General features: G+C 71.9%; 14 protein-coding genes. 5 read left to right on the top strand and 9 right to left on the bottom strand.

The window, feature by feature from the left end; translation table 11 throughout:
• The first annotated feature begins 19 nt into the window (after positions 1–19).
• Together ACH4S8_RS00520 and ACH4S8_RS00515 are read left to right on the top strand one after the other, a co-directional pair.
• Positions 20–886, top strand: coding sequence for a hypothetical protein (locus tag ACH4S8_RS00520; RefSeq protein ID WP_398389498.1), 867 nt, complete (start codon positions 20–22; stop codon positions 884–886).
• A gap of 168 nt (positions 887–1,054) precedes the next feature.
• Positions 1,055–3,442, top strand: coding sequence for a Tex family protein (locus tag ACH4S8_RS00515; RefSeq protein ID WP_398389497.1), 2,388 nt, complete (start codon positions 1,055–1,057; stop codon positions 3,440–3,442).
• A gap of 79 nt (positions 3,443–3,521) precedes the next feature.
• Here the strand turns inward: ACH4S8_RS00515 and ACH4S8_RS00510 are convergent, their stop codons facing one another.
• Together ACH4S8_RS00510 and ACH4S8_RS00505 are read right to left on the bottom strand one after the other, a co-directional pair.
• Positions 3,522–5,162, bottom strand: coding sequence for an ABC-F family ATP-binding cassette domain-containing protein (locus ACH4S8_RS00510; RefSeq protein ID WP_398389495.1), 1,641 nt, complete (start codon positions 5,160–5,162; stop codon positions 3,522–3,524).
• 36 nt (positions 5,163–5,198) lie between these two features.
• The gene (locus ACH4S8_RS00505; RefSeq protein ID WP_398389493.1) at positions 5,199–6,245 is read right to left on the bottom strand and encodes an oxidoreductase; all 1,047 of its coding nucleotides are present in this window, start codon (positions 6,243–6,245) and stop codon (positions 5,199–5,201) included.
• Positions 6,246–6,311: 66 nt separating this feature from the next.
• On the opposite strand from ACH4S8_RS00505, the gene ACH4S8_RS00500 reads away from it, so the two are divergent.
• The gene (locus ACH4S8_RS00500) at positions 6,312–7,274 is read left to right on the top strand and encodes an FAD-dependent oxidoreductase (RefSeq protein WP_398389491.1); all 963 of its coding nucleotides are present in this window, start codon (positions 6,312–6,314) and stop codon (positions 7,272–7,274) included.
• A gap of 67 nt (positions 7,275–7,341) precedes the next feature.
• Here ACH4S8_RS00500 and ACH4S8_RS00495 read toward each other — a convergent pair whose 3' ends face one another.
• Positions 7,342–9,309: a Xaa-Pro dipeptidyl-peptidase gene (locus tag ACH4S8_RS00495; RefSeq protein WP_398389489.1), complete on the bottom strand. Its 1,968-nt coding sequence runs from the start codon at positions 9,307–9,309 to the stop codon at positions 7,342–7,344.
• Positions 9,310–9,491: 182 nt separating this feature from the next.
• On the opposite strand from ACH4S8_RS00495, the gene ACH4S8_RS00490 reads away from it, so the two are divergent.
• The gene (locus tag ACH4S8_RS00490) at positions 9,492–10,988 is read left to right on the top strand and encodes a M1 family metallopeptidase (RefSeq protein WP_398389488.1); all 1,497 of its coding nucleotides are present in this window, start codon (positions 9,492–9,494) and stop codon (positions 10,986–10,988) included.
• Positions 10,989–11,071: 83 nt separating this feature from the next.
• Here ACH4S8_RS00490 and ACH4S8_RS00485 read toward each other — a convergent pair whose 3' ends face one another.
• On the bottom strand, positions 11,072–12,004 hold the full coding sequence (locus ACH4S8_RS00485) for an adenosine kinase (protein WP_398389487.1): 933 nt from the start codon (positions 12,002–12,004) through the stop codon (positions 11,072–11,074).
• A gap of 186 nt (positions 12,005–12,190) precedes the next feature.
• Complete coding sequence (locus ACH4S8_RS00480; protein ID WP_398389485.1) at positions 12,191–12,670, bottom strand: macro domain-containing protein; 480 nt, start codon at positions 12,668–12,670, stop codon at positions 12,191–12,193.
• A 144-nt stretch (positions 12,671–12,814) separates the two neighbouring features.
• On the opposite strand from ACH4S8_RS00480, the gene ACH4S8_RS00475 reads away from it, so the two are divergent.
• A complete protein-coding gene (locus tag ACH4S8_RS00475) occupies positions 12,815–13,513 on the top strand; it encodes a MerR family transcriptional regulator (RefSeq protein WP_398389484.1) in 699 nt (232 codons plus the stop codon).
• Between the two features lie 120 nt (positions 13,514–13,633).
• On the opposite strand, the gene ACH4S8_RS00470 is transcribed toward ACH4S8_RS00475, so the two are convergent.
• The 4 genes from ACH4S8_RS00470 to ACH4S8_RS00455 all read right to left on the bottom strand — a co-directional run bounded on the left by ACH4S8_RS00470 (position 13,634) and on the right by ACH4S8_RS00455 (position 19,498).
• Positions 13,634–15,826, bottom strand: a complete 2,193-nt coding sequence (locus ACH4S8_RS00470; protein ID WP_398389483.1) for a 3-hydroxyacyl-CoA dehydrogenase NAD-binding domain-containing protein — start codon at positions 15,824–15,826, stop codon at positions 13,634–13,636.
• Positions 15,827–15,864: 38 nt separating this feature from the next.
• Positions 15,865–17,079, bottom strand: a complete 1,215-nt coding sequence (locus tag ACH4S8_RS00465; RefSeq protein WP_398389481.1) for an acetyl-CoA C-acetyltransferase — start codon at positions 17,077–17,079, stop codon at positions 15,865–15,867.
• 21 nt (positions 17,080–17,100) lie between these two features.
• Positions 17,101–18,243, bottom strand: coding sequence for an acyl-CoA dehydrogenase family protein (locus tag ACH4S8_RS00460; protein ID WP_398389479.1), 1,143 nt, complete (start codon positions 18,241–18,243; stop codon positions 17,101–17,103).
• 118 nt (positions 18,244–18,361) lie between these two features.
• Complete coding sequence (locus ACH4S8_RS00455) at positions 18,362–19,498, bottom strand: CaiB/BaiF CoA transferase family protein (protein WP_398389477.1); 1,137 nt, start codon at positions 19,496–19,498, stop codon at positions 18,362–18,364.
• Positions 19,499–19,686 lie beyond the last annotated feature (188 nt).

Here is a 19,686-nt window from a genome sequence, read left to right as displayed (position 1 = left end):
AGTCAGTAATGTGCTGGGTATGAGCCTCCCCCTGCCGGAGCGCGCCGGTCGGCGCTGCCACAACGTCCTCAACCCGCTGCACTCGACGCACTACTTCTCGCCCGATCTGGGCCGTGAACTGGCCGCGATCGGCATCGAGAACGAGCGGACCGCCTACTTCGCGGTGCGCGCCGCCGCGATGGGCGCCGTCGGCCCGGGCACGGTCACGGCGACATTCTTCAACTTCCGGCACGAACTGGTCGCCGGGCACGTGCCCGCCGTGTGGCGCACCGCGTCCCCGGAGACGGTGCTCGCGGCCCGTCTGCGCGCCGTGGACGCGACGCTCGGGCGGCTGCTCGGTGAGGACGTCATCGCCTCCGGGGAGGTGGCCGAGGCCGCGAAGCTCGCCCTGCGCGCGGTCGAGGCCTGCACCCGCGCCGCCCGCCCGCTGTACGCCGCGCACGCGGACCTCCCCGTGCCCGAGGCGCCGCACCTGGCGCTCTGGCACGCGGCCACCCTGCTGCGCGAGCACCGGGGCGACGGGCACCTCGCGGTGCTGCTGGACGCCGGGCTCGACCCGGTGGAGGCCCTGGTGAGCCACACCGCGACCGGCAAGGGCATGGTGCCCCAGTGGGTGCTGGGCACACGCGGCTGGTCCCGGCACGACTGGGATGCGGCGTCCGGGCGGCTGCGCGAGCGCGGGCTGCTCGACACGGACGGCGAGCTGACGCGGGCCGGCGAGGATCTGCGCCGGGACATCGAGGACCGGACGGACCGCCTCGACCGGGCTCCCTACGAGCACCTGGGTGCCGCCGGGGTCGAACGGCTCACCGAGATCGCGAAGGGCCTGCTGATGACGGCGTTCGCCGCCGGGGCGTTCCCCGAAGGAATGATCGGCAAGGGCTGAGAGGGGGCGGGGCAGCACCGGGCCGTGTGCCGGGAGCCGGGAGCCGGGCCCGATCGGCGCCCCGGCTCGCGGCGCGCGGCCCCCCTCGAGTGTCGCCCTGAGCCCCCGTTGTCGGCGTCACCTGCCACAATTGCCGCGCAACCTCAGTGGAGAAGGCGGTACGGGATCGTGACGACACCCCTCGTAGGGTCCATCGAAGGCAGGATCGCCGAAGAACTCGGCGTACGGGAGCGGCAGGTCAAGGCAGCCGTCGACTTGCTCGACGGCGGTTCGACGGTGCCCTTCATCGCCCGCTACCGCAAGGAAGCGACCGAGATGCTCGACGATGCGCAGCTGCGCACCCTCGAGGAGCGGCTGCGCTATCTGCGGGAGCTGGAGGACCGGCGGACCGCGATCCTCGACTCGGTGCGCGAGCAGGGCAAGCTCAGCGTCGAGCTGGAGGCGCAGATCCGGGGCGCCGAGACCAAGGCGCGTCTCGAGGACATCTATCTGCCGTTCAAGCCCAAGCGGCGCACCAAGGCGCAGATCGCGCGCGAGGCGGGTCTCGAACCGCTGGCCGAGGGCCTGCTCGGCGACCCGTCCGTGGAACCGCTCGCCGCGGCGGCGGCCTTCGTCGACGCCGACAAGGGCGTCGCCGACCCGCAGGCCGCCCTGGACGGCGCCCGGGCGATCCTCACCGAGCGGTTCTCCGAGGACGCCGACCTGATCGGCGAGCTGCGCGAGCGCATGTGGGTGCGCGGACGGCTGGCCGCCAAGGTGCGCGAGGGCAAGGAGGAGGCGGGCGCCAAGTTCGCCGACTACTTCGACTTCGCCGAGCCCTTCAAGGCGCTGCCCTCGCACCGGATCCTCGCCATGCTGCGCGGCGAGAAGGAGGACGTCCTCGATCTCGTCCTGGAGCCGGAGGAGCCCACCGAGGGACCGTCCTCGTACGAGGGGATCGTCGCCCACCGCTTCGGCATCGCCGACCGCGGCCGTCCCGGCGACAAGTGGCTGACGGACACCGCCCGCTGGGCCTGGCGCACCCGCATCCTCGTGCACCTCGGCATCGACGTTCGGCTGCGGCTGCGCACCGCCGCCGAGGACGAGGCGGTGAACGTCTTCGCGGCGAACCTGCGCGACCTGCTGCTCGCCGCCCCGGCGGGCACGCGCGCGACGCTGGGCCTGGACCCCGGTTTCCGTACGGGCGTCAAGGTCGCCGTCGTCGACGCGACCGGCAAGGTCGTCGCCACGGACGTCATCCACCCGCACGTCCCGGCCAACCGGTGGGACGAGGCCATCGCCAAGCTCGCCCGGCTCGCCAAGGAGCACGCCGTCGAGCTGGTCGCGATCGGCAACGGAACCGCCTCCCGCGAGACCGACAAGCTCGCCGGTGACCTGATCACCAGGCACCCGGAGCTGAAGCTCACCAAGGTGATGGTGTCGGAGGCGGGCGCTTCGGTGTACTCCGCGTCCGCGTTCGCCTCGCAGGAACTGCCCGACATGGACGTGTCGCTGCGCGGCGCCGTCTCCATCGCGCGTCGGCTCCAGGACCCGCTGGCCGAGCTGGTGAAGATCGACCCGAAGTCGATCGGTGTCGGGCAGTACCAGCACGACCTGTCCGAGGTGAAGCTGTCGCGCTCGCTCGACGCGGTGGTCGAGGACTGTGTGAACGGCGTCGGTGTGGACGTGAACACCGCCTCCGCCCCGCTGCTGGCCCGGGTCTCCGGCATCACCTCCGGCCTCGCCGAGAACATCGTGGCGCACCGCGACGCCAACGGCCCCTTCACCTCCCGTACGGCTCTCAAGAAGGTGGCCCGGCTCGGCCCCAAGGCGTACGAGCAGTGCGCGGGCTTCCTGCGGATCCGGGGCGGCAGCGACCCGCTGGACGCCTCCAGCGTGCACCCCGAGGCGTACCCCGTGGTGCGGCGGATGGTGAAGACGGCGGGCAGCGAGGTCGCGTCGCTGATCGGCAACACGAGCGTGCTGCGCTCGCTGAGGCCGGCCGAATTCGTCGACGAGACCTTCGGTCTGCCGACCGTCACGGACATCCTCAGGGAGCTGGAGAAGCCGGGGCGCGACCCGCGGCCCGCCTTCAAGACGGCCACCTTCAAGGAGGGCGTGGAGAAGATCTCCGACGTGGCGGCCGGGATGGTCCTGGAGGGGGTCGTCACGAACGTGGCCGCGTTCGGCGCGTTCGTGGACATCGGCGTCCACCAGGACGGGCTCGTGCACGTCTCCGCGATGTCCAAGACCTTCGTCAAGGACCCGCGGGACGTCGTGAAGCCCGGTGACATCGTCAAGGTGAAGGTGCTGGACATCGACATCCCGCGCAAGCGGATCTCGCTGACGCTCCGGCTGGACGACGAGGCGGCGGCCCCGGAGGCCGAGAGCGGCGGCCGGCCCCAGCGGGGCGGGCGTCCGCCCCAGCAGCGCGGCCAGCAGCGGCAGGGCCGCGGTGGCGGCACGGGAGGCGGCGCCGGGGGCGGCTCCCGGCAGGCTCCGCCGCCGGCGAACAGCGCCATGGCCGACGCCCTCAGGCGCGCGGGCCTGACCGGCCCCGAGCGGGGACGGAAGTGACACCGGGCTGACACACGGAAGGGGGCGACCGCCATCGGGCGGTCGCCCCCTTCCGCTTCCGGCCGGGAGGCCCGAAGGCTCAGTGCTCCGTCACCTTGCCGTCCGCCACTTCCAGGCGGCGGGTGGTGCGGACCGCGTCCAGCATGCGGCGGTCGTGGGTGACCAGCAGGAGGGTGCCCTCGTAGGAGTCCAGGGCCGATTCCAGCTGCTCGATGGCCGGCAGGTCGAGGTGGTTCGTCGGCTCGTCCAGGACCAGCAGGTTGACGCCGCGGCCCTGGAGGAGGGCCAGCGCGGAGCGGGTGCGTTCGCCCGGGGAGAGTGTGGCCGCCGGGCGCAGGACGTGGTCCGCCTTCAGGCCGAACTTGGCCAGCAGGGTGCGGACGTCGGCGGGTTCCATGTCCGGGACGGCCGCGCCGAAGGCCTCCAGCAGGGCCTCGGAGCCGTGGAAGAGCTTGCGGGCCTGGTCCACCTCGCCGACGATCACACCGGAGCCGAGTGCGGCGTGTCCGGCGGACAGCGGCACCCGGCCGAGCAGCGCGCCCAGCAGGGTCGACTTGCCGGCGCCGTTCGCGCCGGTGACGGCCACCCGGTCCGCCCAGTCGATCTGGAGGGTCGCCGGACCGAAGGTGAAGTCCCCGCGCCGCACCTCGGCGTCGCGCAGCGTGGCGACCACCGCTCCCGACCGCGGGGCCGCCGCGATCTCCATGCGCAGCTCCCACTCCTTGCGGGGCTCCTCGACGACGTCGAGGCGCTCGATCATGCGCTGCGTCTGCCGGGCCTTGGCGGCCTGCTTCTCGCTGGCCTCGCTGCGGAACTTGCGGCCGATCTTGTCGTTGTCGTTGCCCGCCTTGCGCCGCGCGTTCTTCACGCCCTTGTCCATCCAGCCCCGCTGCATCTGGGCGCGGCCTTCGAGGGCGGAGCGCTTGTCGGCGTACTCCTCGAAGTCCTCGCGTGCGTGCCGGCGGGCGGTGTCGCGCTCTTCCAGGTACGCCTCGTAGCCACCGCCGTACAGCGTGATCTGCTGCTGTACCAGGTCGAGTTCGAGGACCTTGGTGACCGTGCGGGTGAGGAACTCGCGGTCGTGGCTGACGACGACGGTCCCGGCGCGCAGGCCGGAGACGAAGCGCTCGAGGCGCTCCAGGCCGTCCAGGTCGAGGTCGTTGGTGGGCTCGTCGAGGAGGAAGACGTCGTAGCGCGAGAGCAGGAGGGAGGCGAGTCCGGCCCGGGCCGCCTGGCCGCCGGACAGGGACGTCATCGGCTGGTCGAGGCCGACGCCGAGCCCCAGGGAGTCGGCGACCTCCTCGGCACGTTCGTCCAGGTCGGCGCCGCCGAGGTCGAGCCAGCGCTCCAGGCTGTTCGCGTACGCGTCGTCCGCGCCGGGCGCTCCGTCGACGAGCGCCTGCGTCGCCGCGTCCATCACCCGCTGGGCCTCGTCGACACCCGTCCGGCGGGCGAGGAAGTCCCGTACGGTCTCGCCCTCCCGGCGCTCCGGCTCCTGGGGCAGGTGCCCGACGGTCGCGGAGGGCGGGGAGAGCCGCAGTTCGCCCTGTTCCGGGGCGAGCAGGCCGGCGAGCATCCGCAGCAGCGTGGACTTGCCCGCGCCGTTGGCGCCGACGAGCCCGATCACATCGCCGGGCGCGACGACGAGGTCGAGTCCGGCGAACAGCGCGCGGTCGCCGTGTCCGGCGGTGAGGTTCTTGGCGACGAGAGTGGCAGTCATCAGGGAGCCGATTTTAACGGCCCGCCGCGGCCCCTCTCACCGCCGATCCCCACGGCCTACGGCCCGCCGGTGGGTCACCGGTTCCACCGGCACGCTCCCGGAGGTCCGGGCCACGATGAACGACTCCCCCTTGACGGCCCTGGCCTCCAACGGGATCCGGTGGTGGCCGGTGTGCAGGACGCCGTCGAACACGTCGTGCGCGCGGGTGCGCGCGAGGCGGTCCCGGCGGTAGACGGTCAGCCGGACCCGGCAGGTGGAGGTGACCTCGACGCCGGCCTCGCGGTCGGCGGCGACCAGGCGGGTGAGCCGGCGCTGCTCCACGGGGCTGCGGTCCAGGGCGTGCTCGATCTGGGCGACCAGCAGCGGGACGATCGGGGCGAGACCCTCGACCTGGGCGACGTCGACGCCCGCGCCGCGGAAGGACTCCCGTACGGCGGCCCGTTCCGCCTCGGGGACGGCCCGGCCGAACAGCACCGCGCCGTAGGCGCGCAGTTCGTCCACGGTGACCCCGACGGTGTCGCGGGCGATGTCGGCGCCGATGCCGATGGCGCGCAGGGCCGCGGCCGGCTTGGCGAGGGGGGCGCCGCGGGCACCGATGAGCAGGACGCGGCGGGAACCCGCGGCACCGCCGAGCAGGGCGTTCAGCGCGTCGCGGTACTCGGGGCCGTGGAAGCGGAACGGCCCGACTCCGTGGTAGCCGTTGCGTTCCAGGTCTGCTCGCTCTCCGGTCTGCCAGGCGAAGTCCCGCCAGACGTAGTCGTCGCCGTCCCGCTCGACGAGCGCGGTGACGGCGCCGCATTCGACGCTCTCGCACTCGGGACAGCCGTAGATGACGTACCGGCCCCCGTGGAGCGGGGCGCCGGCCTCCAGGAGAAGGCCGCGCGCCTGCGCGGTGAAGATCGCAGGCGGTACGTCGGAGGCGAGCGGGGAGACCGCGCCGAGGTCGCAGAGCCGGGACAGCAGCGGGTGCCCGTCGACGATGAAGTCGACGAACTCCCGGTGTGCGTGGTCGTCACCGCCGGCGAGGGCCCCACCGGCACGCATCGCCGGTGCCAGGCCGAAGGCGGCGTACTCGGAGGACATGCTGCGAGTATCCCCGGACGGAGAGTGACGGGACCGCATCGCCGCGCGTTCGGTTAACGTCCCGGCATGGAGAAGTCCGGGAGCGGTGATGTGATCGTGGTCGGCGGCGGGGTCGCAGGCCTGACGACGGCCGTGGTGCTGGCCGAGGCCGGCAGGCGGGTGCGGGTGTGGGCGCGGGAGCCCGCCGAGCGGACCACCTCGGCTGTTGCGGGGGCGCTGTGGTGGCCGTACCGCATCGCGCCGGAGGTGTCGGCCCGCGCGTGGGCCCTCGAGTCGCTCGGCGTCTACGAGGAGTTGGCGGCACGGCCCGAGGAGAGTGGCGTACGTCTGGTCGAGGGGGTCATGGGCGAGACGCGGCTGGACGAACTCGGGTCGTGGGCGGCCCGGGTGCCCGGACTGCGCGCGGCGACGGCCGAGGAGTACCCGGGGACAGCGCTGCGGGCGCGCCTGCCGTTGATCGACATGCCCGTGTATCTGCGCCATCTGCGGGAGCGGTTCCTGCGGACGGGCGGGACGGTCGAGGAACGTACGGTGACGGATCTCGCGGAGCCGGACGCGCCGGTCGTCGTGAACTGCTCGGGCCTCGGCGCCCGCGATCTCGTCCCGGACCCGGCCGTGCGGCCCGTGCGCGGGCAGCTCGTGATCGTCGAGAACCCCGGGATCCGCGAGTGGCTCGTCTCGACGGACCCGGCGGCCGGGACGACGACGTACGTCTTCCCGCAGCCGGACCGGGTGGTCCTCGGCGGCACGACGGACGAGGACGACTGGTCGCAGGTCCCCGATCCGCAGGTGGCGGCGCGGATCGTCGAGCGGTGCGCGGCGCTGCGCCCCGAGGTGGCCGGGGCTCGGGTGCTCGGTCACCGGGTGGGGCTGCGGCCGGTGCGCGAGACGGTCCGGCTGGAGCGCGAAGTCGGGCCGGACGGAAGGGTTCTGGTGCACAACTACGGGCACGGGGGCGCCGGAGTCACCGTGGCGTGGGGATGCGCGCGCGAGGCGGCCGGACTCGTCGGTCCGGCCGCCTCCTCGTGACCTCGGCGACTGCGGTCGCGGCTGGTCGGATGATCCGCGGGTCAGCGGATCAGGTCAGCGCACCAGGTCAGTGGATCAGCGGGGCTCCCCCCGGGATGCGGAGCGCGGTGCGCGGTGCGCGTACGCCGTCCAGGACGGACGCGGCGGGGGCCGCCTCGGAGCCCGCCGTCGCCTTCTCGAAGGCGCCCGCGCCGCCCACCAGGGGCACCCGGGCCGAGGTGCGGGACAGGTCGAGGGCCAGGGTCGGGGTTCCGGCGGGAGGGTCGATCAGGTCCTTGTCGGTGCCCGCGACGATCAGCGCGAGCCGGTGCCCCTTCGGGACCACGTGGTCCGTGGCCGCCAGGTCCAGAGTGATGGTGTACGCCTTCCCCGGGGTGAGCGCGACGCCCTTGTCCGAGGCGTAGTTGCCGAGGTCGGCCCAGCCGCGGCTGACGACCGTGTAATCGACGTCGGTCCTGGCTGCCTCGGTCACCTTGTAGCAGGAGCTGTCGCCGGTCGTGCTCGCGCCCCAGCAGGTGCGGTCGGTGAGGGTGTCGATGCCCTCACCGGATCCGGCGTAGTCGCGGACGGTGTCCGGGCCGAGGTCGACGAGCACCGCCGAGAGGTGGGCCGTCGAGGTGGTTGGCGTGGCGGTGACGGTCACCTCGGAGGAGCCGGAGAGCCGCAGGTCGCGGGTGAGCGGCCGGGTCGTGAAGCCGGCCTTGTCGGCGGTCGGTTGGTCGATGTGCGCGGCCCAGTCGGTCTCGCTCCGCGTCGGGTCGTCGGTGAAGGTCTCGGTGCCGGACCGGCGGGCGAGCCCGAGGGTGCCGACTCCGGGCCGCGCTCCCGCACCTGGCCGCAGGGTCGTGGCGCTGGTGGCGCGGGGCGGCCAGACCGAGGAGGTGGTCCACTGGTCGGGGTGGCGTTCGACGTCGGCCATCGGTTCGTGGTCGATGCCGTTGTCGTAGCCGAGGAGTTCGTGGTCGAACCAGCGGTGCAGGGTGTCGACCCAGGCGCCGCGACGGAAGTCGAACGGGTCGACATGGCCGGTCTGGGAGAGCCAGATCTTGCGCTCGACCCCGTTCCTGGCGAGGGCGTCCCACCACTGGCCGAAGTTCTTGGTGCGGACGTTGAGGTCCTGCATGCCGTGCACGAGGAAGACGCTGGCCCTCACCTTCGCGGCGTCCTTGACGTAGTCGCGCTCGGTCCACAGCGAGGTCCAGTCGCCGGTGCGCGGTGCCCCGTCGACCAGCTTCCGCTGGACGGCCGCGCACTTGGCGCGGGCGTCGGGGCTGTCGACGTAGCCGGACAGCCAGTCGGGTCCCGAGTCGTAGAGCGGGGCGCCCTTGGCGAAGTAGTAGTCGTACCAGGAGGAGATGGCGCTGATCGGCACGATGGTCCGCAGGCCCTTCACGCCGGTGGCAGCAACGCCGTTGGCGATGGTGCCGTCCCAGCTCTTGCCGATCATGCCGGTCCTGCCGTTGGTCCAGCCGGCTCCGGCCGCGGTGGTGCCGGTGCGGCTGGTGTAGCCCTTGGCCCGGCCGTTCAGCCAGTCGATCACCGCCTTGGCGGACCGGATGTCGGAACGGCCGCCCACGTCGACGCAGCCGTCGGAGCGGTCGGTGCCGGCGAGGTCGACGCCGACGAAGGCGTAGCCGCGCGGCACGAAATAGTTGTCGTAGAACAGCGGCATCTGCACGACGTGGCCGTCCGCGTCGTACGTCTTCTTCTGGCTCTCGTTGCCGCGCCCGCAGCAGGAGTAGTACGGGCTGGCGTCCATGATCACGGGGATCTTGCGTCCCTGGCGGGCGAGTTCGCGCGGCCGGACGATGTCGACGGCGACACGGTCGTGCCGTCCGTCGCCGTCGCCGTCGAGGCCGGTGTCCACCCAGACGGACTCACGGATCGCGTTCGCGTACGAGTAGACCGGCGTGCTCTGTCTCGGGGCGCCTTGTGCGGCGGCCGGGACGAGTAACGCGGCCATCAGGGCGGCCACGGCCGCCGTCGCGAGCGATCTCCAGGTCATGAAGCGCGTTCGGCTCACTGGTATCGGCATGCGCGGAAGGTACCCCGGTCGACTCCTGTACGACAGAGGGTCGGTGACAGGCCCCTGGGACCGGATGGCTCATGTCGGCCGAATGGCGATCGTGTGACAGGGGTGGCCGTGGACATGACCGGGGCCACCGGGACTGAATAGGCTCCGGACGGACTTCACGCCCCGACGACTTGGAGCTTGACGTGCACCGCAGACTCATCGCCCCGGGCGCCCTCGCCGCCTCTCTGCTGCTGGCGATCCCGGCATCGGCGGCAAGCTACACCCCGGGAGCACCGGGCATCGGCGACCCCTACTACCCGGCCTACGGCAACGGCGGATACGACGTCTCGCACTACGACCTGAGGCTCACGTACCAGCCGACGACGGACGAACTGGAGGGCACGGCCACCCTCCTGGCGACCACCACGCAGGACCTGTCCCGGTTCGATCTGGACTTTCTGCTCGACGTGAGCGAGGTCCGGGTCAATGGCGCGAAGGCGTCGTTCGCCCGGTCGGGCGAGCACGAGCTGGAGATCACGCCGGCGAAGCCGCTCGCCAAGGGGACGACGGTCACCGTCGTCGTCCGCTACAGCGGAGTGCCGTCCACGAAGAGCGCGTACGGCTTCTCGACCTGGCACCGCACCCCGGACGGGGCGGTCGCGGCGGACGAGCCCGAGTCGGCCTGGTGGTGGTACCCGAGCAACGACCACCCGCTCGACAAGGCGACCTACGACGTGTCGGTGGCCGTCCCCGACGGCACCCAGGCGATCTCCAACGGCACCCTGCAGTCGACGAGTTCACGCCTCGGCTGGACCCGCTACAACTGGCGGTCCAACAAGCCGCAGGCCACGTACCTGACCACGCTCGCGGTCGGGAAGTTCGACATCACGACCGGCACCTCCGAGGGCGGCGTCCCGGTCGTCAACGCCTACAGCAAGGACCTCGGCGACAACGACGGGGCGGCGCGCGCCAGTGTCGAGCGCACGGGCGAACTCGTCGACTGGCTGAGCGGCTACTTCGGGCCGTATCCCTTCAGCAGTGCCGGCGGCTACGTCCCCAACACCACCACCGGGTACGCGCTGGAGACCCAGACCCGGGTGTACTACAGCCCGCGCCAGTTCGCGAACGGCTCCAACACCTCGGTTGTCGTGCACGAGTTGGCGCACCAGTGGTTCGGCGACGACGTGTCGCTCAAGGGCTGGAAGGACATCTGGATCAACGAGGGCTTCGCGCGCTACGCGCAGTGGCTGTGGTCCGAGCACGAGGGCGAGGGCACGGCGCAGGAACTCGCGGACTACGTGTACGCCTCGCATCCGGCGGACGACGCCTTCTGGACGGTGGCGCCCGGCGACCCGGGTCCTGACGACCAGTTCGACATCGCGGTCTACGACCGGGGCGCGCTGGCGGTGCAGGCGCTGCGCAACCGGGTCGGGGACACCGCCTTCTTCGCCATCCTGAAGGGCTGGCCGAAGGAGCACGCGTACGGCAACGCGTCGGTCGACGACTTCCGGAAGTACGCCGAGCAGGTGTCCGGCACGTCGCTCGCGGCGTTCTTCGACACCTGGCTGTTCCAGCCGTCGAAGCCGGCGGCGCCCGCGGCCCGGAACGCGGGAGTCGCCCCCGCCGCCGCGAAGGACGCCGTCGCCCGGCCGAAGTCGTGGAAGAAGATCGCCGCGACGAACTCGCTCCACGCACACTGAGCCCACCACGCTGAGCCCACCCCGGGGCCCACGACACGGGTCCGCGTCCCACCTCGGCGGGACGCGGGCCTGCTGGACCTCCGTCAGGGGCGGCCCGGGGCCGGGGCGCCGAGGTCCCGGTGTGCCACCTGGTCGAGGAGTTCCGCGCGGGTGACGGCGTCGGCGCGGGTCGCGGGCACCGTGCAGGCGTAGGCGCCGGCCACCGCGCCGTACAGGGCGCAGCGCTCGACCGGTTCGCCGGTCAGACGGCCGAAGAGGAAGCCAGCGGCGAAGGCGTCCCCCGCGCCGTTCGAGTCGACGACCGGTGTTCGGGGCGGGATGGCGGGGATGTGGGTCACCTCGCCGTCGGTCAGTACGTACGCGCCCTCGGCGCCGGCGGTGGCGACGACGACCTCGGCGCGGCCGCGCTCCATGATCTTCCGCATGGTGCGCTCATGGTCGGCGAGGGCGGTGGTGGAGACGAACACGACGTCGGCGGTGTAGGCGAAGTCCTCGTGGTACGGGTTCTCGCCGTCCCAGTTGTGCAGATCGGTCGAGATGGTCACCCCGGCCTCCCGCAGCACCGGCAGGGCGAAGGCGCACGGGTGGGTGATGGAGACGTGGGCGTGCCGGCTCGACGCGGCCAGGTCGCGCACCGTGTCCTCGGGCAGCCGGTCCCCTTCGCCCGCCCGGCTGTCGTCGTACAGGGACAGCCTGCGCCCGTCGGGGCCCACTAGGTTGACCGCGCGTTTGGTGCCCGCGGGCTGGGGGACCTCGGTGAGCGCGATGCCCCGCTCGCGGTGCAGGGCTCGTACGAGGTCGCCCTCGGGGTCGTCGCCGAGCATGTCGAGGTGGTGTGTGCGCAGGCCGAGGGTGTGCAGTCCCAGCGCGACGAAGTCACCGGTCTGCCCGGCGCGGGTCTCGATGCCCGGGCGGATCATGTAGCTGTCGGCGTAGGGCAACGGCAGTTCGGGGACGTGGACGATCGTGTCCACACCCGCACCGCCCAGAACGAGGACGTCGATGTCGCGGCTCATGACACTCCCTTTCGGACGCGAGCAGCGAGTCAACCAGCCCCTCGACGATCACCGCAAGGACTTGCAGAAACTTTCGCAAGCCCCCTCGTGGGCTCGCTCCAGGGCTGGACCTCCGAGGCTTGCTTCGGTGCCGGTGCTCACCCAGGGTCGGCGGACCGCCCGTCACCGCGGCACCTCCGGCGCCGGTCAGCCGCCGTGGTCGTACACCGTCACCGCCAGGCCGCGGCGCACCAGCCGCTCGGTGACCAAGGGTTCCACCCGCGCCCAGGTGCCACCGGCCAGCCCGCATCCGATGCGCGGCATGTGTACGGAGGCGCCCAGTTCGACGGCCTTGTCGGCCAGCAGTCCGAGGGCGGCGTCGATGGCCTCGTAGCGCACGGGCACACCCTTGCTGCCGGTGCGTATCCCTCGTTGCCCCACCATGTTCGCCACCCACACATACGGCTCGACCTGGACGAACTGGGCCGCGCCCAGGCCGAAGTCGTTGCTCGCGCGGCCGCGGTGCCAGGCGCGGTAGGCGGCCTCGGGCTCCGGCCAGCGGCGGGAGAGCGCCAGCACGAAGCCCTTCCCCCAGCCCCCGATGTCGTTGCACACGTGGGCGATCACTTTGACGCCCTTGACGGAGGGAGCGGTGGCGTCCCCGCGGACGTAGCTGATCTCCGACATGACACCACCGTAGAGGCCGCCACTGACAACGGCGTCGCTGGACAGGTGCTTTCACAACACTGGTGGGACAGCAATACTGTTGCACCGCGCCGTCACCCCTCACCCCGGACGCGCGCCGCACGACGGGAGAGGCGAGGACCTGGCATGACGACGGACACCGAGGAGCCCAAACTCACGGTCGACGAACTGGCCGCGCGCGCGGGCGTCACGGTCCGCACGGTCCGCTTCTACAGCGCCAGGGGCCTGCTGCCGCCGCCCGTGATCGGGCCCCGGCGCGTGGGCCACTACAGCCAGGAGCACCTGGCCCGGCTCGCGCTGATCGAGGAGTTGCAGCACCAGGGCATGACGCTGGCCGCGATCGAGCGCCATCTGACGCAGCTGCCGCCCGGTCTGAGCGCGCACGACCTCGCCATCCACCGTGCCGTGGTGGCCTCCTGGGCGCCCGACGCGATGGAGGACGTGACCCGGGAGGAGCTGGAGCGGCGGGCCGGGCGGCCGCTCGGCGACGCGGACCTGGAGCGGCTCGCCGCGATGGGCGTCGTCGAGGGGGCGGGGGACCCGCTCCGGCTGGACCCCGGGCTGCTGAAACTGGGCCTGGAGCTCCTGGACGTACCGATCGCGGACGAGACGATCCTCGCCGCGCGGACCGTCCTGCTGGACCACTCGCGCGCCGCGGCCCACGAACTGTCCGGCCTGCTGCGCAACGCGGTGGGCGACCAGGAGTCCGTGGCGGCCGTGAAGTCGCTCTCGGCGCACATGCAGCCGCTGGTCGTGCAGGCGCTTCTCACCGCGTTCCAGCGCTCGTTGAAGGACGAGCTGCGGGAATGGCTCAAGGAGTCCTGACGGCCGCCGTTCGACGGCGGGGGCGGGTCCCGGACGTCTGTCGGTGTCCGGGACCCGCCCCCGTGGAGCAAGTCCCGCGCCTGCCGCCTGATCCGGTGCCGGATCAGGCGGCGGCCCGGATCAGGACGCGTCGGTGAACCGCTCGCCCTTCTCCGCCTTCTCGACGAGCAGGGCCGGCGGGAGGAAACGGTCGCCGTAGCGCTCCGCGAGCTCCCGCGCGCGGGCCACGAATCCGGGCAGTCCCTTGCCGGCCGCACCCTCGTAGCCGTTGACGTACTGCAGGACACCGCCGGTCCAGCCCGGGAAGCCGATGCCGAGGATGGAGCCGATGTTGGCGTCGGCGACCGAGGTCAGCACGCCTTCCTCCAGGAGCCGGACGGTGTCCAGCGCCTCGGAGAAGAGCATGCGCTCCTTCATGTCCTCGAACGGGATCTCGTGCCCCGGCCTGGTGAAGTGCTCGCGCAGACCGGGCCAGAGAAGACCGCGCGCGCCGTCCTCGCCGTACTCGTAGAAGCCCGCTCCCCCGCTGCGTCCGGGGCGCTCGAACTCGTCCACCATGCGGTCGATGACGGCCTCGGCCGGGTGGGTCTCCCAGGTGCCGCCCGCCTCCTCGACGGCCTGCTTCGACTCCTTGCGGATCTTCCGCGGCAGGGTGAGGGTCAGCTCGTCCATGAGGGAGAGGACCTTCGCCGGGTAGCCGGCCTGGGCGGCGGCCTGCTCGACGGAGGCGGGCTCGATGCCCTCGCCGACCATCGCCACGCCCTCGTTGATGAAGTGGCCGATGACCCGGGAGGTGAAGAAGCCCCGCGAGTCGTTCACGACGATCGGGGTCTTCCTGATCTGGCGGACCAGGTCGAAGGCACGGGCCAGGGTCTCGTCACCGGTGCGCTCGCCCTTGATGATCTCCACCAGCGGCATCTTGTCGACGGGCGAGAAGAAGTGCAGCCCGATGAAGTCCTCCTGCCGCTCGACGCCCTCGGCGAGGGCGGTGATCGGCAGGGTGGAGGTGTTGGAGCAGAGCAGAGCGTCGGGCTCGACGATGTTCTGGATCTCCTGGAACACCTTGTGCTTGAGCGCGGTGTCCTCGAAGACCGCCTCGATCACGGCGTCGCAGCCCGCGAGGTCGTTCGGGTCGGCGGTGGGCGTGATGCGGGCGAGCAGCGCGTCGGCCTTCTCCTGGGTCGTACGCCCCCGCGAGACCGCCTTGGCGCAGAGCTTCTCGGAGTACGCCTTGCCCTTGTCCGCCGCGTCGGCCGAGACGTCCTTGAGGACGACGTCCATGCCCGCGAGCGCGCACGAGTAGGCGATGCCCGCGCCCATCATCCCGGCGCCGAGGACGGCGACCCTGCGGACCGGGCGCGGCTCGATGCCCTTGGGGCGGTTGGCGCCGGAGTTGACGGCCTGGAGGTCGAAGAAGAAGGCCTGGATCATGTTCTTCGAGGTCTGGCCGGCGGCCAGCTCGACGAAGTAGCGGGCCTCGATGACCTGGGCCGTCTCGAAGTCGACCTGGGAGCCCTCGACGGCGGCCGCGAGGATGTTGCGCGGGGCCGGGTAGGGGGCGCCGTTGGTCTGCTTGCGCAGGCTGGCCGGGAAGGCGGGCAGGTTGGCCGCGAACTTCGGGTTCGACGGGGTGCCGCCGGGAATGCGGTAGCCGGGCTTGTCCCAGGGCTGCTGCGACTCGGGGTTGGCGTCGATGAACGCGCGGGCCTTGGCGAGCAGTTCCTCGGGGGTGGCGGCCACCTCGTGGACGAGGCCGTTGTCCCGGGCGCGCGTCGCGTTGTACTGCGTGCCCTGGAGGAGGACCTTCAGCAGGGCGTCGGCGATGCCCAGCAGGCGCACGGTGCGGACGACTCCGCCGCCTCCGGGGAGCAGGCCGAGGGTGACCTCGGGGCAGCCGATCTTGGTGCCGGAGGTGTCGAGGGCGACCCGGTGGTGGCAGGCGAGGGCGAGCTCGAAGCCGCCGCCCAGGGCCGCGCCGTTGATCGCGGCGACGACCGGCTTGCCCAGGGTCTCGATGCGGCGCAGGTTCCGCTTGATCGCGAGTCCGCCGTCGAAGAGGTCCTGGGCGGTCTCGGGGGTGACCCGGATGAGGTCACGCAGGTCGCCGCCCGCGAAGAAGGTCTTCTTGGCGGAGGTGAGGATGACGCCGCGGATCGAGTCCTTCTCGGCCTCCAGGCGGTCGGTGACCGCGGCGAGGGAGGCGCGGAACGCCGCGTTCATGGTGTTGGCGGACTGGTTGGGGTCGTCGAGGACGAGGGTGACGACGCCGGTCTCGTCCTGTTCCCAGCGGATGGTGGTGGGCTCAGTGCTCATCAGGGGATGCTCCGTAGATCCTTGATCCGTTGGGAAGGTCAGACGCGCTCGACGATCGTGGCGATGCCCATGCCGCCGCCCACGCACAGGGTGGCGAGGCCGTACCGCTTGTCCTGGCGCTCCAGTTCGTCGACGAGGGTGCCGAGGATCATCGCGCCGGTGGCGCCGAGGGGGTGGCCGAGCGCGATGGCGCCGCCGTTGACGTTGACCTTGTCCAGCGACAGGCCCATGTCCTTCACGAAGCGCAGGACGACGGCCGCGAAGGCCTCGTTGATCTCGACGAGGTCGATGTCGTCGATGGTCAGGCCGGCCTTGGCGAGCGCCTTGCGGGCCGCGGGGGCGGGTCCGGTGAGCATGATGGTCGGCTCGGAGCCGGACACGGCGGCGGAGACGATCCGCGCGCGCGGCGTCAGGCCGTAGCGCTCGCCGACCTCCTTGGAGCCGATGGCGACCAGCGAGGCACCGTCCACGATGCCCGAGGAGTTGCCCGCGTGGTGGACGTGGTCGATCTTCTCGACCCAGTGGTACTTCTGCAGCGCCACCGCGTCGAAGCCGCCCAGTTCACCGATGTCCGCGAACGACGGCTTCAGCTTGGCGAGCGAGTCGGCCGTCGTGCCCGGGCGCAGGAACTCGTCGTGGTCGAGGACCGTGAGACCGCCGCGGTCCTTGACGGGGACGACGGACCGCTCGAAGCGGCCGTCCTTCACGGCGGTGGCCGCGCGCTCCTGGGAGAGGGCCGCGTACTCGTCGACGTCCCGGCGGGAGAAGCCCTCGATGGTGGCGATGAGGTCGGCACCGATGCCCTGCGGAACGAAGTTGGTGGCCAGGTTGGTCATCGGGTCGGCGAACCACGCGCCGCCGTCCGAGGCCATCGGCACGCGCGACATCGACTCGACGCCGCCGGCGAGGACGAGGTCCTCCCAGCCCGAACGGACCTTCATCGCGGCCATGTTGACCGCTTCGAGGCCGGAGGCGCAGAAGCGGTTCTCCTGGACGCCGGCCACCGTGTCGGGCAGTCCGGCGGCGATGGCCGCGATCCGGGCGATGTCGGAGCCCTGGTCCCCGACGGGGCCGACGACACCGAGCACGATGTCGTCGACGGCGGCCGGGTCGAGGCCCGGGAAGCGCCGCTGCACCTCGTGGATGAGCCCGACGACCAGGTCGATGGGCTTGGTTCCGTGCAGGGAGCCGTTCTGCTTGCCGCGACCGCGCGGAGTGCGGATCGCGTCGTACACGTACGCTTCGGTGCTCACTGGTAAGCCTTTCGGGGAGGGTTAGCCGAGCAGGGAGCGGCCGATGATCTCCTTCATGATCTCGGTCGTCCCGCCGTAGATGGTCTGGATGCGTCCGTCGGTGAAGGCCCGTGCGACCCGGTACTCCGTCATGTAGCCGTAGCCGCCGTGCAGTTGCAGACACCGGTCCGCGACCCGCTTCTGCAGTTCGGTGGCCCACCACTTGGCCATGGAGGCGTGCACCGCGTCGAGTTCGCCGTCCGAGTGGTCGACGATGCAGCGGTCGAGGAAGGTGCGGGTGACGGCGCACTCGGTGGCCATCTCGGCTATCTCGAACCGGATGTGCTGGAGTTTCGCGAGCGGCCGGCCGAACGCCTCGCGCTCCTTGACGTACTGGGTGGTGATCTCCAGCAGGTGTTCGGCTCCGGCGATGGCGGCGACGGCGATGCCCATGCGCTCCTGCGCGAGGTTGGTCATCAGGTGGACGAACGCGCCGTTGAGCTCGCCGAGCAGGTTCTCCTTGGGGACGCGGACGTCGTTGAAGAACAACTCGGCGGTGTCCTGCGACTTCTGGCCGATCTTGTCGAGGTTGCGGCCGCGCTCGAAGCCTTCCGTGCCCCGTTCGACGACGAGCAGCGACAGTCCGTGCGCCCCGCCCTCGGGGGTGGTCCTGGCGACCACGATCACCAGGTCGGCGAGGATGCCGTTGGAGATGAAGGTCTTGGATCCGTTGAGCAGGAAGTGGTCGCCCTTGTCCTCGGCGTGCGTCTTGATGCCCTGGAGGTCGGAGCCGGCGCCGGGTTCGGTCATCGCGATCGCCGTGATGACCGAGCCGTCGCAGAAGCCGGGCAGCCAGCGCCGCTTCTGTTCCTCGGTGGCGAGGTCCGTCAGATACGGGCCGATGATGTCGTTGTGCAGTCCGAGGGCCAGACCGGCCGCTCCCGCGCGCGTGAACTCCTCGGCGAGTACGGCGCTGTAGCGGAAGTCGGTGTTCCCGCCGCCTCCGTACTCCTCGGGCACGGCGAGGCCGAGCAGGCCCTGCTTCCCGGCCGCCCGCCAGGCCTCGCGGGAGACGATGCCGTCCTTCTCCCACTGTTCGTAGTGGGGCAGCACCTCCTTGGCGAGGAAGGTGCGCACGGTCTCGCGGAACGCGTCGTGCTCGGCGGTGAAGATCTGCCGCTTCATGCGGGAAGCGCCTTCCTGGAGTGGGTACGGAGGCCCTCGTGGAGGGCGGTGGGGAGGCTTGCGCGGGGACGGGCGGGCGCCGGGGCCCCGCCGGTGACGAGCGGCCGGTGAGCCTCCATCAGCCACCGTCCTTCGTCAGCCGGGGCACGTCCCAGTCGCGGGCCACGTCGGCGGTGTCGGCGCCCGGCAGGGCGGGACCGCCGCGGACGGAGGTGGGGGTGGCCGAGAAGCGCGGCGCGGGGGCGGGCTGGGTGATGCCTCCGTGGTCGACGAAGGTGCTCCGGGCGGCGAGGTGCGGGTGCCCGGGCGCCTCGCGCAGGGACAGGACCGGCGCCACACACGCGTCGGTGCCCTCGAAGACGGCGGTCCACTCGTCGCGCGTACGGGTCCGGAAGCGGTCGGCGACCGTGGCGCGCAGTTCCTCCCAGCGCGCCGGGTCCTTGTGCGCCGGGGCGAGTCCGGGGATGCCGAGCAGGTCGACGAACTCGTCGTAGAAGCGCTTTTCCAGGGGGCCGACGGCCATGTACCGGCCGTCGGCGGTCTCGTAGGTCCCGTAGTACGGGCAGCCGCCGTCCAGGAGGTTGGCGGCGCGCCGGTCCTGCCAGCCGCCCGCGGCGATCATGCCGTGGATCATCGTCGAGAGGTGTGCGGTGCCGTCGACGATGGCCGCGTCCACGACCTGCCCGGTGCCGGTGGCGCGCGCGTGGTGCAGGGCGGCGAGGAGGCCGACGACGAGGTAGAGCGAACCGCCCGCGTAGTCGCCGAGGAGGTTCGCGGGGACGGCCGGCGGCTCGTCCGGGTCGCCGATCATCCCGAGGGTGCCGGTGAGCGCGATGTAGGCGATGTCGTGCCCGGCGCGCTGGGCGAGCGGGCCCTGTTGGCCCCACCCGGTCATCCGGCCGTAGACGAGCCTCGGGTTGCGGGCACGGCAGTCCTCGGGGCCGACGCCCAGGCGCTCGGCCACGCCGGGCCGGTAGCCCTCGATCAGGATGTCGGCCCGTTCGGCCAGGTCGAGGACGCGGGACGCGCCGTCCTCGGCCTTGAGGTCGATGATCACGGACCGCTTGTTGCGGTTGACGATGTCGTGGGCCGGGTCGACCCCGAGCCCGGGGCCGCCGGGCCGGTCCACCCGGACGACGTCGGCTCCGAGGTCGGCGAGCAGCATGGCGGCGAACGGGCCGGGACCGATGCCCGCCAGCTCGACCACGCGCACCCCGGCGAGGGGACCGTGCCCCGGCGTTCCTGCCGCTGTCATCAAGCCCCCAGCACTGTGACACCACTGATGTGACATCAGTGATGTTAAGAACGTGTTCCACTCCGGGCAAGCCCCTAACGAGCAAGCGCTTAGTTAAATTCCCGTTCCGGGATCCGCCTCGGGGGCTATGACGCGGCAGCTCCCCTCGGCGGGGAACTCCTTCGCGGCGCCGGGCGGGCCGGGCATGG

It is taken from the genome of Streptomyces sp. NPDC021080 (genome assembly GCF_044333225.1).
Classification (GTDB): Bacteria; Actinomycetota; Actinomycetes; order Streptomycetales; family Streptomycetaceae; genus Streptomyces.
This window is presented reverse-complemented; position numbering and strand designations above follow the sequence as displayed.